Source organism: Agromyces subbeticus DSM 16689 (assembly GCF_000421565.1).
GTDB classification, from domain to species: Bacteria; Actinomycetota; Actinomycetes; order Actinomycetales; family Microbacteriaceae; genus Agromyces; species Agromyces subbeticus.
Map to the genome: position 1 here is coordinate 78,175 of NZ_ATXG01000011.1, position 14,560 is coordinate 92,734.

8 protein-coding genes and 2 pseudogenes are annotated in these 14,560 nt (G+C 70.2%); 2 read left to right on the forward strand and 8 right to left on the reverse strand.

Translation table 11 applies throughout. The features are described 5' to 3' along the window. Positions 1-49: 49 nt before the first annotated feature. The 5 genes and pseudogenes from H521_RS23585 to H521_RS0114565 all read right to left on the reverse strand — a co-directional run bounded on the left by H521_RS23585 (position 50) and on the right by H521_RS0114565 (position 9,012). The gene (locus H521_RS23585) at positions 50-4,600 is read right to left on the reverse strand and encodes an ExeM/NucH family extracellular endonuclease (RefSeq protein WP_022893760.1); all 4,551 of its coding nucleotides are present in this window, start codon (positions 4,598-4,600) and stop codon (positions 50-52) included. Positions 4,601-4,809: 209 nt separating this feature from the next. Next, positions 4,810-6,087 (reverse strand): annotated as a pseudogene (locus tag H521_RS26680) (DUF3516 domain-containing protein); the annotation flags it as partial. 136 nt (positions 6,088-6,223) lie between these two features. After that, positions 6,224-7,483 (reverse strand): annotated as a pseudogene (locus H521_RS26685) (DEAD/DEAH box helicase); the annotation flags it as partial. Positions 7,484-7,525: 42 nt separating this feature from the next. Then, complete coding sequence (locus tag H521_RS25130; RefSeq protein WP_169513997.1) at positions 7,526-8,170, reverse strand: LGFP repeat-containing protein; 645 nt, start codon at positions 8,168-8,170, stop codon at positions 7,526-7,528. Between the two features lie 230 nt (positions 8,171-8,400). Next, positions 8,401-9,012 carry a TetR/AcrR family transcriptional regulator gene (locus H521_RS0114565; RefSeq protein ID WP_022893762.1) on the reverse strand — a complete coding sequence of 204 codons (612 nt, stop codon included), beginning with the start codon at positions 9,010-9,012 and terminating at the stop codon, positions 8,401-8,403. Between the two features lie 97 nt (positions 9,013-9,109). Between H521_RS0114565 and H521_RS0114570 the strand changes: the two genes are divergently transcribed. Then, on the forward strand, positions 9,110-9,445 hold the full coding sequence (locus H521_RS0114570; RefSeq protein ID WP_022893763.1) for a putative antibiotic biosynthesis monooxygenase: 336 nt from the start codon (positions 9,110-9,112) through the stop codon (positions 9,443-9,445). 90 nt (positions 9,446-9,535) lie between these two features. After that, positions 9,536-11,686, forward strand: coding sequence for a hypothetical protein (locus H521_RS0114575; protein ID WP_022893764.1), 2,151 nt, complete (start codon positions 9,536-9,538; stop codon positions 11,684-11,686). Here the strand turns inward: H521_RS0114575 and H521_RS0114580 are convergent. From H521_RS0114580 to H521_RS0114590, 3 genes are all read right to left on the reverse strand, one after another. Beyond that, positions 11,661-12,401, reverse strand: coding sequence for a DUF1353 domain-containing protein (locus H521_RS0114580; RefSeq protein ID WP_022893765.1), 741 nt, complete (start codon positions 12,399-12,401; stop codon positions 11,661-11,663). The two genes, H521_RS0114575 and H521_RS0114580, sit on opposite strands and share 26 nt — an antisense overlap. Before the next feature lie 79 nt (positions 12,402-12,480). Continuing rightward, entirely contained in the window at positions 12,481-13,410 is a 930-nt protein-coding gene (locus tag H521_RS0114585; RefSeq protein ID WP_022893766.1) for an AEC family transporter, read from the reverse strand. 104 nt (positions 13,411-13,514) lie between these two features. Continuing rightward, the gene (locus H521_RS0114590; RefSeq protein WP_156891469.1) at positions 13,515-14,321 is read right to left on the reverse strand and encodes a hypothetical protein; all 807 of its coding nucleotides are present in this window, start codon (positions 14,319-14,321) and stop codon (positions 13,515-13,517) included. Positions 14,322-14,560: the final 239 nt, after the last annotated feature.

Below are 14,560 nucleotides of genomic sequence, written 5' to 3' on the forward strand. Positions count from 1 at the left end.
GTGGGGCGGCAGTCGAGATCGACTGCCGCCCCACTCGCGTTGTGCGCTGTTACCAGACCAGGATCGGCACCGCGAACGACTCGGAGTCGGCATATGGCGCCGCTCCGTCGAAGCTCGATCGCAGCACGTGCACGCCCCGGGTGAGCGGGGGCAGGTTCACCGTGAACCGGCCCTTGTCGGCGGCGTCGAGCTCGACCGTTGCGAGCACGGTCTCACCGTCGGTGATCGTCACCGTGCCCACCGGGCGCGACCCGTCGTGCGAGATCACGACGCCCTGGTACTTGAGCTTCGAGCCGGCCTTCGCGAACAGCTTGTTCGGAACACCGACGATCGTCGTGTCGACCTCGTCGATCGCCACCTCGATCATGATCGGCACCTCGACGCTCGTGCCGGTCGATGCGACCGAGACCACGAGTTGCTGCGCACCCTCGAGACCCTCGGGAATGGTGACCGAGAGGCTGGCCCGACCGATCTCGTCGAACTTCTCGAGCAGCGTGCGGTCGACCGGGGCGGTGCCCAGCACGGTGTCGCCGATCGACACCGCGACCTCGCCCGCAGCGACCTCGGTCGTGCTGAAGTCGAGCGAGCTCAGCGAGAGCTGCACCGATTCACCCGCCACGTACTCGGTGCCGTTCGCCGGAGCCGAGATCGTGACGCCCACCGACCGCTGAGCGAGATCGGGGGTGGCGACGCCGTTCGCGGCGAACCATTCGACCGTCGATGCGAGGTCGACCTTGCCCGTGTCGGAGCGGTTGGTGCCCGACGCGAAGGTGGTGAAGCTGTCGCCGCCACCCGCGAGGAACGAGTTGGCCACCACGCGGTACGTCGCCGCCGGGTCGATCGGCGTGCCGTTCAGCGTGATCGACGTGACGTGCGAGCCGGTCGGTGCCGTCGGGTCGTAGACGACCTCGACGCCCTTGTTCACGCCGAGCTTCAGCAGCGGACGGGTCGGGCTCGTCTGCCACTGCTCCTCGAACACCTGCTTGACCTGTGCGCCCGTGAGGTCGAGCGTGACCAGGGTGTTGGCGAACGGCTGCACGGTCGCAGCCTCCCGGTAGGTCACGTTGCCTGCGGGGTCGTCGACTCCTCCCGATGCGTACTTGAGATCGGCACGGATGCCGCCGGGGTTCATGAACGCGATGTCGGCGTGACCGTCGACGTTCGCCGCCCACAGGTGCACATCGGCGATGAAGTTGCCGATCGTCGACTCACCGCCACGGTTCTCGACGAGCACCGGGTTGCCGTTCGCGTCGAGCCCGGGCTGCTGCGCACGGTTGAGGTCGCCGGTGATCTCACCGACTTTCTGCTTGCCCAGCACATCGGCCTTAGCCGTGGCGTCAGCCACGATCGCCGCCACCTCGGGAACCGGCTGGTAGACCGAGACCCACGGCGACGTCGGGGTCGCGCGGGTCATGAGGGGCTTCAGCTCGTTGGTGATCGAGAGGAGCTCCTTCGTGACCGGGTCGACCTGCAGCTGCATGAGCCCGAACTGCTCGCCGTACTGACCGGCCGAGACGACCGGGCGGCCGTCGACCGTGTGGTTGTACGGCAGGTGCGTGTGCGCCGAGACGATCGCCGACACCGAGTCGTCGACGCCCGCGACGATCTGCGCGAACGGCGAACCGTCGGTGAGGGCCGAGATATTCGTCGATGATGCACCCTCGTGCACGAGCAGGATGAGCACGTCGGCCTCGCCGTTGGCGGGGTCGCCGTCTTTCAGCTCGGCAGCGGCCGCGTTCACCGAGTCGACGACGCTGCGCACCTCGAGCTCGGCGATGCCGGCCGGGCTCACGAGCGAGTCGAGGTCTTCGGTCACGGCGCCGATGAACCCGACGGTCACGCCCTCGAAGGTCTGCGTGAACGTGGGCGCGAGCGCCGTGTCGTCGGTTCCCTTCAGGAACACGTTGGAGCTGATGTACTCCCAGTCGGCGCGGTCTTGCACGCGGTCGCGCAGGTCCGCCCAGCCCTGGTCGAACTCGTGGTTGCCGGCGGCGCTCACGTCGAGGCCGGCGGCGTTCAGCGCGTCGATCGTCGGAGTGTCGTTCTGGATGAACGACGTGAACGTCGAGGCGCCGATGAGGTCACCGGCGGCCGCGAACACCGTGTTGGGGTTCTCGGCACGGACCTGCTCGACGGCTCCCGCGAGCTCGGCGATGCCGGCCGAGGGTGCGGCCTTCTCGATGCGCCCGTGGAAGTCGTTGATCGTCACGACCGAGATGTCGACGACGTTCTCGAGTTCGGCCAGGTCGATGCCGATCAGCGTCGGGTCGTGGTCGCTCGAACGGAAGACCGAACCGTCATCGGCTGCCTCGCGGCCGTACTCGCGGGCGCCCCACTCGGGCGAGTTGATCGCCCAGCGGCCGATGCCGGTGACGGCCTCGGTGCCCTCGGCGTTCGCGAGTGCGTGGTCGAGCGAGCCGAGCTCGCCGTCGAAGGAGTACGTGTACTCCCCCGGTGCGAGGGCCGGCAGCAGGTCGGTGTAGCCGGCCGCGGTGAGCACCTGGATCGGGTCCTCTTGCGCGTACGCGTTGAAGTCGCCGAGCAGGAAGACCTCGTCGGCCGCCGCGTCGAGCTGGCCCGCGAGCGTGAGCAGCGAGTTCGCCTGCGCGACCCGGTCGGCATTGAAGTGGCCCTGGCCGTCGGCCGGCTCGGTGCCGCTTCCGCTCTTGGACTTGAAGTGGTTGGCGATCACGGCGAGGTCGGTGCCGTTCGCGAGCTCGAAGCTCTGGCCGATCGGCTCGCGGGCGTTGCCCCAGACGGCCTCATCGGTGATCGTCAGCGCCTCGCCCTTGGGCGAGACCGCGTCGGAGCGGTAGATGATCGCGTTCTGGATGACGTCGGTCGTGGCCGCCGTCAGCGCGGCGGGCGTCGGAACGAAGCTCCACACCTGCGAGCCCTCTGCTGCGTTGAGTGCGGCGACCAGCGCGCCGATCGCCTCGTCGGCTGTGCCATCGACCTTCAGGGAGTTCTCGATCTCCTGCAGCGCGACGATCTCGGCGTCGAGCGCCGTGATCGCCTCGACGATCTTCTCCTCCTGCAGCGCGAACTCCTCGGCGGTGTCCGCACCGCGGGCCTCGGGGTTCTGGCTCGTCAGGGTGGTGAAGTAGTTGAGCACGTTGAAGACGCCGATCTGCACGTCGCCGCCCACCGCGGGCACGCCGCTCGGGCGCGCGTTCTGCGCCTCGAAGGTCGGCTTCGCCACGGCGCTCACGTTGTCGATCGGCGTCGCCGGCTGCAGGCGCCATGCGTTGAAGCCGTAGCTCAGCACGTAGGGCGTCGCGGGGAAGACGACGCGGTCGCCGTTGCGAACGATCGTCTCTTCGGTGAGGTACGGCTGCTCGTTCGGGTGCGCGGCGTTGTCGGCACGGGTGTTCCAGCCGTCGTCGAGCACGAGCAGGCGCGCGCGGTTCGCAGCGGCGATCTCGGCGGCGGCGGGGCCGGCGTCGACCTGCTCGGTGCTCTTGACCGGCAGCGTCTCGCCGGCGGCGAGCCAGACCGAGCCGAAGCTCGTGGACTCATGGGTGCTCGACACGAGGTACGAGCCGGTCGGGGCGACGAGCATGCTCTCGAGCGGCTCGCGAGCCGAGCCGACGAGGCTCGACGGCAGCTCGGCCGGAGCCGGCACGCCGGCCGCGGGGGTCACGACCTCTGCACCATCGGCGACCGCGGTGACCTGGGTGAGGCCGAAGTACTCGCTCACGGTGCCGGTGACCCGCACGAGGTCGCCGATCGCTCCGACAGCGGGCATCTGGAAGACGAACAGGCCGTCGGATGCACCGGGGGTGGTGTCGGTGTCTGGCGTCTGGATGGTCACGCCGCCGTAGCCGCCGGAGCGGTAGTCGCCGGTGATGACGCCCTCGACGGTGACCGCGGTGCCGACGAGCGGGCTCGCGTCACCCGTGCCCTGCACCTCGGCGATGGTCGCGGCGGTGGGGTCGGGCGGTTCGACGACGCCGCCGGAACCCTGCGGTGTGACCGTCTCGGTGAACGTGAAGTCGGCCGAGTTGACATCGGTGTCGGCGAAGTCGGTGCGCACGATGCTGCCGGGAACCGAGTTGGTGCCGGGGTACGCGGCGACCGCGCCCTCGAAGTTCAGCGATGCGCCGTAGCCGACGTAGTCGACGACTTCGGCGTGGTTGACGATCGAGCCGGTGCCGGGGTTGATCGCGCCAGCGACGTTCGCGAGGAACAGCGACCCCGTGGTGCCGCTCGGGCCCCAGGTGAACGCGGCGTCGGTCGCGGGGAGTGCGGCGCCGCTCGCGCCGTTGCTGTTGAGGCCGATCAGGTAGTGGCTGTTCGCCGCGATCTCGCCGCTCAGTGCGCCGACGTTGCTGGCGGCGCCCGTGCTCGTGGCGCTGCGGTACTGCAGCGACCATCCGTCGAGCTGCACCGCGGAGTCGGTGGGGTTGTAGAGCTCGACGAACTTGTTGACGAACGGCTGATTGGCACTGCCGCCACGGGCGTACACCTCGTTGATGACGACACCGGTGCCGTCGACCGAGGCGAGGGCCGGCGGCGCGGCCAGAAGGCCGGCGACGAGTGCCCCGGCAGACGCGGCCGCCACGGCCGCGAGACGTTGGATGGTGCGGCGACGATGCATGACTCTCCCCTGAGCGATCGGATTCCCAGCAGGGGCTCGCTTGCGCGCGCCTTGCAGGGGGACACTGCCCGTAGCCTATGTGCGGCCTGTGACCCTGCCAAGGGGTATCCCCATGCCGAGAACCCTGATTTCACGCGGTGTTCACACGGTTGCGCTCAGATGAGCAGGCGCGAGGATTCCGTCCGCTCGAATGAGCGAACGCCGGGTGATCAGAGCCGAACGAGCCCGATCACGCGCACCACTGCGACGCCCTCTTCGACCGAGGCGTCGAGGTCGACCTCGGCACGGATGCGCCAGTCGTGGTCGCCGGCCGGGTCGTCGATCGTCTGCTCGACGCGCCACACGCCCTCGGCGGCATCCGTCTCGTCGATCGTGACCAGTTTCGGCGATCGCGCCGCGGGGCCGATGCCGATCTCGTCGTGCTCGGCGTAGTAGCGATCGAGCGCGTCCGGCCAGCCGGCGTCGGGGTCGAGCTCGGCGAGCTCGTCGTCGCGCTCGAGCGCCGCGAGCTGCACCCGCCGGAACAGCTCGTTGCGCACGAGCACGGTGAAGGCGCGCCGATTCGTGAGCACCGACGGCGGCGCCGGCGGCACCACGGCGGTCTCGTCTTCGGGCAGGTGCGACGAGGGGTCGATGAGTTCGTTCCACTCGTCGACGAGGCTCGAGTCGACCTGGCGCACGACCTCGCCGAGCCACTCGATGATGTCGAGCAGCTCTTCGTTCTTCGCCTCGGTCGGCACCGTCTGGCGGATCGCCCGGAAGGCGTCTGAGAGGTAGCGGAGCACGAGGCCCTCGCTGCGCGCCAGCTGGTAAGCGCCGACGTATTCCCCGAACGACATGCTGCGCTCGAACATGTCTCGCACCACCGATTTCGGTGACAGTTCGAAGTCGCGAACCCATGGCTGACTCGACGCGAAGACCTCGAACGACTGCGCGAGCAGCTCGTCGAGCGGCTTGGGCCAGGTGACCTGCTCGACGAGCTCCATGCGCTCGTCGTATTCGATGCCCTCTTGCTTCATGCGGCCGATTGCCTCGCCCCTGGCCTTGAACTGCTGCTGCGAGAGGATCGGTCGCGGGTCGTCGAGCGTCGACTCGATGACGCTCACGACATCGAGCGCGTAGTGGCCGGTTCCCGCGCCGTTCTCGGCGGTCGCCTCGGGGTCGAGCAGCTCGATCGCGGCGAGCGCGAATGGCGACAGCGGCTGGTTGAGCGCGAAGTTCGGCTGCAGGTCGACCGTGAGGCGTACGGACGGCATCGAGGTTCTGTCGGCGTTCGGCACGAGTTCGACGACGCCCGCCTCGCGCAGCGTGCGAAAGATCTCGAGGGCGCGTCGGGCGAGCTCGAACTGTCGAGCGCGCGGCTCGTGGTTGTCGAACACGAGCGAGCGGATGTCGCCGATGACGTCGCCCCCGCGGCCGATCACGTTGATCAGCATCGCCGCCGTGAGCTTCAGCTGCGGCACGAGCGGCTCGGGCTCGGCGGCGACGCGCCGGGGGGGCCCGGCCGGCCCCCCCCCGCTCAGGCCCCGCGGCGGCCCCCCCCCCCCGCCGCCCGCCGCGGTCGCCCCGCCCCGCCCCGGCGTGCTCCGGCGGCGGCCGGGGGGCCGGGGGGGGGGGGGGGGGGAGCCGGTCGTACGAGGCCTCGCCCCACGTGATCTGGCCGGCCGGCGCCTTCTTGCGCACGATCTTCTTGATCTTCTTCGGGTCGTCGCCCGCCTTGCGCACGGCGGCGTCGTTCTCGATCTCGTGCTCGGGCGCGAGCACCACCACGGTGCCCGCGGTGTCGTAGCCGGCCCGCCCGGCCCGCCCCGCGACCTGGTGGAACTCGCGGGCGCTCAGCTGCCGCATCCGCTGCCCGTCGAACTTCACGAGCGCCGTGATCAGCACGGTGCGAATGGGCACGTTGATGCCGACGCCGAGGGTGTCGGTGCCGCAGATGACCCGCAGCAGCCCCCGTTGCGCGAGCGTCTCGACGAGGCGGCGATACCGCGGCAGCATGCCGGCGTGGTGCACGCCGATGCCCGAGCGCACGAGTCGCGAGAGGGTCTTGCCGAAGGCCGTGTTGAAGCGGAAGCCGCCGAGCGCCTCGGCGATCTCGTCGCGCTGCTCACGCGTGATCACGCGGATCGAGGAGAGCGCCTGCGCCCGCTCCATGGCGGCGGCCTGCGAGAAGTGCACGATGTAGACGGGTGCCTGCCGGGTCTCGATGAGCTCTTCGACCGTCTCTTGCACGGGTGTCTTCGCGTACGAGAAGTGCAGCGGCACCGGACGGTCGACTCCCGTGACGAGCGCCGTCTCGCGGCCCGTGCGGCGCTTCAGGTCGGCCGCGATGCCGGTGACGTCGCCGAGCGTGGCCGACATGAGGATGAACTGCGCCCGGTGCAGCGTGAGCAGCGGCACCTGCCACGCCCAGCCGCGATCGGGGTCGCCGTAGTAGTGGAACTCGTCCATCACGACCTGGTCGACGTCGGCGTCGGGCCCGTGGCGCAGGGCGAGGTTCGCGAGGATCTCGGCGGTGCAGCAGATGATGGGGGCATCGGGGTTCACCGAGCTGTCACCCGTGACCATGCCCACGTTCGCGGCGCCGAAGATGTCGGCGAGCTGGAAGAACTTCTCGGAGACGAGCGCCTTGATCGGCGCGGTGTAGTAGCTGCGACCGCCGCGAGCGAGGGATGCCGCGTGGGCGGCGACCGCGACGAGCGACTTGCCGGTGCCCGTGGGCGTGGAGAGCACGACGTTGGCGCCCGAGACGATCTCGATGACGGCCTCGTCTTGCGCGGGGTAGAGCGGCAGACCGCGCCCCTCGGCCCAGCCGACGAAGGCGTCGTACATCGCATCGGCGTTGTACGGGCTCGGGGCGAGCTCGGGCAGGGTCTGCGTCATCCGTCGAGTCTGTCACGCGCTCGGGATGCCCCGGGCCGCCGCCTACTGCGCGTCGATGATGACGATCGGGCCGGTCGACGACGACCACTCGACCGTGCCGTGCTCGAAGACGCCGCGCAGCATTCCGGACTCGGGAGCGGGCTCGACGTCACACACCGGCAGGCCGAGCGGCGATCGCTCCCACCCGAGCAGCGCCCAGATGTCGCGCACCATGCCGAATACGATCGCGGATCCGTGCGCCGGGGTCCAGTAGATCGAACCGCCCTCGAAGTGGCCGACGCCGCCCGCGAGCCGGCCGCCGTGCTCCGACTCGGCGAGCGGCTGCTCGTCGGTCGTCGGGAAGCCGAGGAACGAGGCTTCGGCGCCCACGCCGTACCAGTGCTCGGCGACGAGTCCGTGCACCTCGTGTGCACCGGTGCGCTCCGACCAGTAGACGGCCCCGTGCTCGTACTCGCGTCGATACAGTTCACCCGAACCGATGCGCGTGTGGGGTGCGATCGCCTCGCCGAGCACCGGGTGCTCGGCTCGCTTGGCGCTGATCGCCGGCACGGCGAGCAGCAGCTGGTTCGCCCGGTCGTAGCGCACGGCGCTGCGGAAGTCGCTCCAGCTCAGGGCCTGCTCGGCATGGCTCGACCGCACCTCGCCGCGTGCCGCAGGCACGTGGCCGGGTCGCGTGGGCCGCGTCATCCGCTCGATCATCGCTCGAACCCTTCTCTGCCTGGAGCCACCGGCGCGCCACCCGGCGCCGAAACGGGGGAAGCCGGCCTGCACCTCGTGTTCGGAACGCGATGCCGGCCGGCTGCCAGATCTCCACCGCGCGGTGACAGTTCCCCCTGCGGTCCACGAGTGGTGATCGCTCATCACGATACGAAGCGAAGCGGATGTCGCGGATCAGGGGTATCCCTGATCTTCGCGGGTCAGGCGCGGGCGGCAGCCTCGGCTTGTGCGGCGCTCGCGAGCACTTCGACGGAGCGCACGATCACGTTGCGCCGTGCGGCTGCGCGGTCACCCGGCGCACCGGTGGCGCCGACGACGAGCAGCGTGTCGAGGTGCCCGAGCACGGGCCATCCGTTCACGAGCGTCACGATCGTGAGGAGCAGTTCGGCCGCTTGCTCCAGATCGATGCCGGGCAGCAACTCGCGGAACCGCTCGGCCTTCACCCGGTGGTACTCGATGCGCGCGGCGTCGGCGGCCGCGCCGGCACCGCGCTCGAGGCCCTCCCAGAACAGCAGGCGCGGAATCGTGGACTGGATGATGTGGTGGTCGAAGAGGCGACCCGCGTAGTCGCCGGCGGCGGCCGGCCCCGTGCCCGACAACGGCACGGCGTCCATCGTCTCGCGCAATTGGGTGGCGAGCACGGTGGCGAAGAGCTCGTCCTTCTTGCCGAAGTACTGGTAGATGCGCTCCTTGTTGACCCCGGCCGACGTCGCGATGCGATCCATGCGGGCGCCTGCGAGCCCGTGCTCGCTGAACTCGGCGGTCGCCGCCTCGAGCAGCAGGCGTTTCGTGCGCTCGGTGTCCCAGGCCATGTTTGCCACTCTAGCAATTCTCCAACCGGGTGGTTGTGAAATGAGTCTGGGCATGGTTCAATTGCAACTAATCAGTTGGAATTGACCGAGGAGTCGCATGAGCACCACCGCATCCACCCCCGCCATCACGAGCGACACGACCGCGCTGTCGGTCGCCGCCGCACCGCTCGCACCCGCAGCTCCGCTCGCACCCGCGGCTCCGCCGTCGGTGCACGCTCGCGCCGTCATCACCTGGCTCGCGATCTTTCCACTCGTCGCGATCGGCATGATGCTGCTCGGCCCGGTCTCGGAGTCGTGGCATCCCGTGCTTCGAGCCTTCGTGCTGACGCTCGTGGTCGTGCCGCTCGCGGTCTACCTCGTGGTGCCGCGGCTGATGAGCGCCTACGGCTCGCTCCGTCGCCGGGCAGCGCGCCGGGTCGCCCGTCAGGGGTGACCCTGACGGGGATCTCCACGGCGGCACAGGCGACACCGCATGCCGCCAGCCGCTAGCGTTCGCTCAGACGCACTCGCCCGAGGAGAACCCATGCGCATCGCGCCCAGTCCGACGCCCGACGCGGCACCCGACTTCGATGAACGCGCAGCCGACTCGAGCGCCGACGCGAGCGGCGACGCCGGCACGTACGACCGCGCGCTCGTGGTCGTGCACGGCATGGGCAACGCGTACCGCAGCCAGATCCTGCTCGAGTGGGCCGAACCGCTGCTCGGCCGCATGGACTGGCTCGCCCGCGACAAGGTCATCGGCGGCGAAGAGCGGCACGGGGTGCAGATCCACTCCTCCGACCTGTCGGGCGACGTGCCGATCGTCACGGCGACCGTGCGCTACCCGGGGCTGCGGGCGCAGCAGCAAGCACAGGAGCAGGCGCGAGCGGGCGGCTCGGCGGCGGCCGATGCGACCTCCGACCCCGCCGACGACGTGCTGCTGAAGATCGCCATCCTCGAGGCGCGCTGGTCGGAGTCGTTCGTGCCGATGAGCCGCGGGCAGGTCTTCCAGTGGGCCGTCGTGTTCATGTGGCGCATGATCTGGCGCGTGCTCGACCTCTTTCTCGGCACCATGGTGCTCGTGCCGTGGTACACCCTCGTGCGGCACGTGACCGCGCCGCGAGGTGCGCCCCGTGAACTGCCGAGACTCGTCGACCTCGTCATCGATCTCGTGCGGCTCATCGTCTGCAGCTTCGGCTTCGCCGTCACCTGGCTCTTCCTCGTGCTGCTCGCCACGGTGCTCACGCCCGTGCTGCCGCTGCTCAGCCCGCTGCTCATCATTCCCTGGTTCAAGAACCTCGCGCAGAACGCGATCGACGGCATCATCGAGTCGATCGGCGATGTCGCGGCGTGGAAGGAGCGGCCGCTCCGCGCCTCGGCGATGCGACTCGTGGTGCGCAACGCCCTCGACCACGCCAAGGAGCTCGTCGGCGACGGTGACGTGCACCTCTTCGCGCACTCGCAGGGCGCCGCCGTCGCGACCTACACGCTCTTCGAAGAGCTGACGCCGAGCGACTACAACGTCACCCGGCTCACGACGGTGGGCGCCGCGGTCGTCCTGCTCGGCCGTGACAAGTGGCTCGGCCGGCCCGACGAGTACACGCCCGTCGCGAAGTGGATCGAGCGCAACACGGGCGTCGCCGACGATCGCCAGGTCGCATGGGCCAACCACTGGGCCATCTGGGACCCGTTCTCGGCCGGCCCCATCGCCGACACCGCGCCCGGTCGCCGCGAGCGCTGGCGCAACGCCTACTTTCCGGGCCGGGCGAGCGTGCGCGGGCCAGAGGAGCATGCCGTGCACAACACGAGCCAGCCGTTCCTCGACCACTCCGTCTACTTCGAGAACACGATCCAGGTGGTCGAGCCGACCGCGCGGCACCTGCTCGGCCCGGAGTTTCCGCCGGCGCCGGCCACCGTCGCCTACGTCGAGAACCGGCTCTCGGTGATCGACAAGAAGTCGCTCGGCATCAACATGCTCGCCGCCGTCGTGATCGCGGCGATCCTGCCCGGGCTACCGGGCGTGCCTGCACTCGTGGCCACCCTCGCGAGCTGGGTCGCCGGCGCGATCGGGTTCGTCATCGGCATCTTTCCGGGCGGGCAGGATGTCGCCGAGACGGTGCCGGCCGCGATCGCCTCGGCCTCGATCATCACCGACCCGGCGTCGTTCGGGCCCTGGAGCTGGCTGCTCGCCTCGGCGCTCACCCTCGCGGTGCTGATCTGGCTGAACCAGTTGCTCTCACGAGTGACCCGTCGTTCGCGCGAGTGGGATCGCTGCCCGGTCGAGCCGAGGCACTGGCTCGTGCTGAGCTCGATTCCGCGCGCCATCTTCGTCGCCGGCGCGTTCCTCTGCGTGTGGTTCGCGATCCGCGCGTGGGCAGCGCCGCCGCTCGAGTGGTTGCTCGTCGACGCCGTCGTGCTCGCCATCGTGGCGGTGTTCGTCTTCGTCGAGCCGCTCTACTCCCCCGTTCCGGTCGTCGTCGAGGCCCGCACCAGTGACGACGACGCCGGCGGCCCGACGATCGTCGCGGCATCGCGGCCGATGAAGCTCCGCGACGCCGTGCTCACCGAGGAGTTCACCCGCGATCTCGAACGCCGGCGCAGCCTGCTGCGTCCGCAGGGCTGGCGCGCGCGAATCTGGGCGCGCTGGTTCCACGACTGGAAGCCGCCGGTCAGCGCGAACGAGCCGTCGGCCTGAGCACCCCGACCGGGTCGCCACCGGTCACGAGCTCGACGAGCGCCTCGACCAGGCGGAACGGCACGATCGCGAGCAGTTGCACCGCCACGAACGGCCCGAGCCAGGCGATCGAGAAGCTCAGCACGAGCATCGCCCCGCCGAGGCGGCCCCACACGAGTGCGGCGAGCACGACGACGACGAGAAGCACGAGCCACAGCGGGTTCCAGAACGCGGCGACGGATGCCCCGAGCACGACCAGGCCGCCGAGCACCGCCTGCGCGACGAAGACGAGCCCGGCGGCACCGCCGAACTCGCGCTCCCGATCGGCCGAGATCCACGCCCACATGAGCCACGCCCGCACGAGCGGCACGCCCTGCTCGCGCAGCGCGGTGCGGAAGACCCGGTCGTCGAACCGGCGCTGCGCGAGGGCGGCGCGCCGGTCGCCGAGCCCGGCCGCGATCACCGAGCGCGAGTCGTGCAGCAGCGCCGGTGCCGACTGCCGGCCGTAGCTCGCGATGAGCCCCCACAGCCACGACGGCACGGACGCGAGATCGGAGTCGGAGGGCGACACGGCCTCGCCCGCTCGCGCGACGTGCACGGGCACTTCGTACGCCCTGCCGCTGACCGGGTCGAGATAGTGGAACGGTCGCCGCAGCTCGAAGCGGTGCCCGTCGGCGGGCCGCTGGGCGAGCAGCAGCTCGTCGAGCGGCCGGCCGTCGTCGGTGAGGAATGGCATCGCGGGTCTCCTTCGCTCACGCCCATCCTGCCGCGCCCCACGGCGGTCGGCGCTCAACCGAGGCGCTCAACCGAGCATCTCAACCCAGCAGCAGCGCCACCGCGAAGAGCACCGGAACCGAGCCGACGGTCGTGAGGAACACCGTGTCGCGAGCCACGACCTCGGCCGTCTCGTAGCGCTGCGCGAAGTTGAAGACGTTCTGCGCTGTGGGCAGGGCGGCCAGCACCGTCACGGCGTAGAGCTCGATGCCGTCGAGCCCGAAGACGAAGCGGCCGACGGCCCACGCTGCCACGGGCATCGCGACGAGTTTCAGCACGGTCGCGAGCAGCACCTCGCGGCGGCCGCTGCCGGCCTCGAAGAGCCGCTGCCCGTGCAGCGAGAGCCCGTAGGCGATGAGCATGAGCGGCACCGCGGCGTGGCCGATGAGCTCGATCGGCTCGAGCACGATCGGCGGCAACTCGAGGCCGGAGACCGAGACCAGCACGCCCGCGAGCGAGCCGACGATGATCGGGTTCGTGACCGTGGTGCGCACGATCGCCGCGACCGAGGTGTGGCCGTTCACGCGAGCACCGAGCACCGCGAGCGCCACCGGCGCGAAGAGCAGCAGTTGCAGCAGCACGACGGGCGCCGAGTAGGCCGCGTCGCCGAGCATGTAGACGGCGATCGGGATGCCGAAGTTGTTGCCGTTGACGTATCCAGACGCGAGCGAGCCGATGACCGTGCGCTCGAGGCTCGAACGCCAGACGAGCATCGCCACGAGCCCGAAGAGCAGCATCATCGCGGCCGCCGCGATCGCCGAGACCGGCAGCAGTGCGGAGAAGAGCGCGCCCACATCGGCCGTGGCGAGCACCGAGAACAGCAAAAACGGCGCCAGCACGTTGAAGTTCAGCCGGGCGAGCATGGGCTTCGCCTCGGGGCCGAGCACGCCCGTGCGGCCGGCGATCCAGCCGACGAACACGGCGAGCGCGATGACCGCGAACCCGGTGAAGATCTGGATCACGCTCGGCACGCCCCTTCGTCGGGGTGCTGCACGGCGCTCATCGCCTTCGACCCTACCGGTGATGACGATGGGCGCCCGGTCTCCCGGACGCCCATCGACTGCGGTGCTCGCCGTTACGCGTTGCAGCCCCACACATACTTGCCGTTGTAGTACACGGGGTGCATCTCCTTGCCGGTGCACGGACCGCAGTCCTCATCGCGAGGCGCAGCGGGCAGGCCCGGGTAGGACTCGGCGGTGTAGGGGTTCGCAGCGGCCTCCGCGGGAGCCTCGCCGGCACTGCCGGAGCTCGCTCCCGCGTCGGAACCCGATGCGGCGTCCGAGCTTTCCGACCACGACCCGGTGTCGTCGGACTGCTCGGCTGCCACTCGGGCGGCCTCGGCGGCGGCCTCGGCCGCGGCGGCCTCGGCCGCGACCTGCGCGGCGACCGCCTCGCGGTGAGCCGTGAGCGCTGCGGACAGCGCACCGTGCTCGGCCCGCAGCGATGCCACTGCCGTGGTGACGGCAGCGGCGGAGCCGCCCGAAGCCACCTCGGCGATCACGCCGTTGCGCAACGACACGAGGGTCGCCGCGGCACCGGCGCCGAGTTCGGCACCCGCCTCTGAGATGAGCCCGTGTGCACCGTGCAGCGCACTCGTGGCGAAGCTCGTCGCCGCGGCATCCCGAATGCCGTTGACGTCGACGCCCGCGGCACCGATGCCGACGCGGTCGCCCACTTGCGCCACCGCGAGCTCGTGCGCCCTGGTGAGGTCGGCCGAGGCCCGCGCGCTCTGCGCCTGACTGGCCACGCCGAGCGTGACCACGATCAGGCCGGCGAACGCGAGGCCGAGCATTCGATGCACCTGGGTGCGACTCTTGCGGCCCCCGAGTTGCAGGGCCGTCGCCCCCTCATGGTCGAACGCCATGTCTCGTCGAGTGATCATTCGATTCCTTCCTTCATACGACCGATGTTGCGATCTGAGCCCGTCGTGTCGACGGGTCGAAGGAGGGAGATGTGGCGACCCCGCGGTCTCGTGCAGCACCGAGCAGGCCTGCGCCCCCACGGTGCCCCGATGTCGTCACTGTCAGCCCCCCGCTAACACCACACTCGTGAGCGTATCGACGTTGCGGGGTGTTCGGGGGGAGTTCTCGAATTTTCGCCGTGGCGTGGTCGCTCGCTCAG

Coding starts and splice junctions, on each gene's coding strand:
- H521_RS23585 (WP_022893760.1), bottom strand. CDS start 4,600: ATGCATCGTCGCCGCACCATCCAACGTCTCGCGGCCGTGGCGGCCGCG.
- H521_RS25130 (WP_169513997.1), bottom strand. CDS start 8,170: ATGACGCGGCCCACGCGACCCGGCCACGTGCCTGCGGCACGCGGCGAG.
- H521_RS0114565 (WP_022893762.1), bottom strand. CDS start 9,012: ATGGCCTGGGACACCGAGCGCACGAAACGCCTGCTGCTCGAGGCGGCG.
- H521_RS0114570 (WP_022893763.1), top strand. CDS start 9,110: ATGAGCACCACCGCATCCACCCCCGCCATCACGAGCGACACGACCGCG.
- H521_RS0114575 (WP_022893764.1), top strand. CDS start 9,536: ATGCGCATCGCGCCCAGTCCGACGCCCGACGCGGCACCCGACTTCGAT.
- H521_RS0114580 (WP_022893765.1), bottom strand. CDS start 12,401: ATGCCATTCCTCACCGACGACGGCCGGCCGCTCGACGAGCTGCTGCTC.
- H521_RS0114590 (WP_156891469.1), bottom strand. CDS start 14,321: ATGATCACTCGACGAGACATGGCGTTCGACCATGAGGGGGCGACGGCC.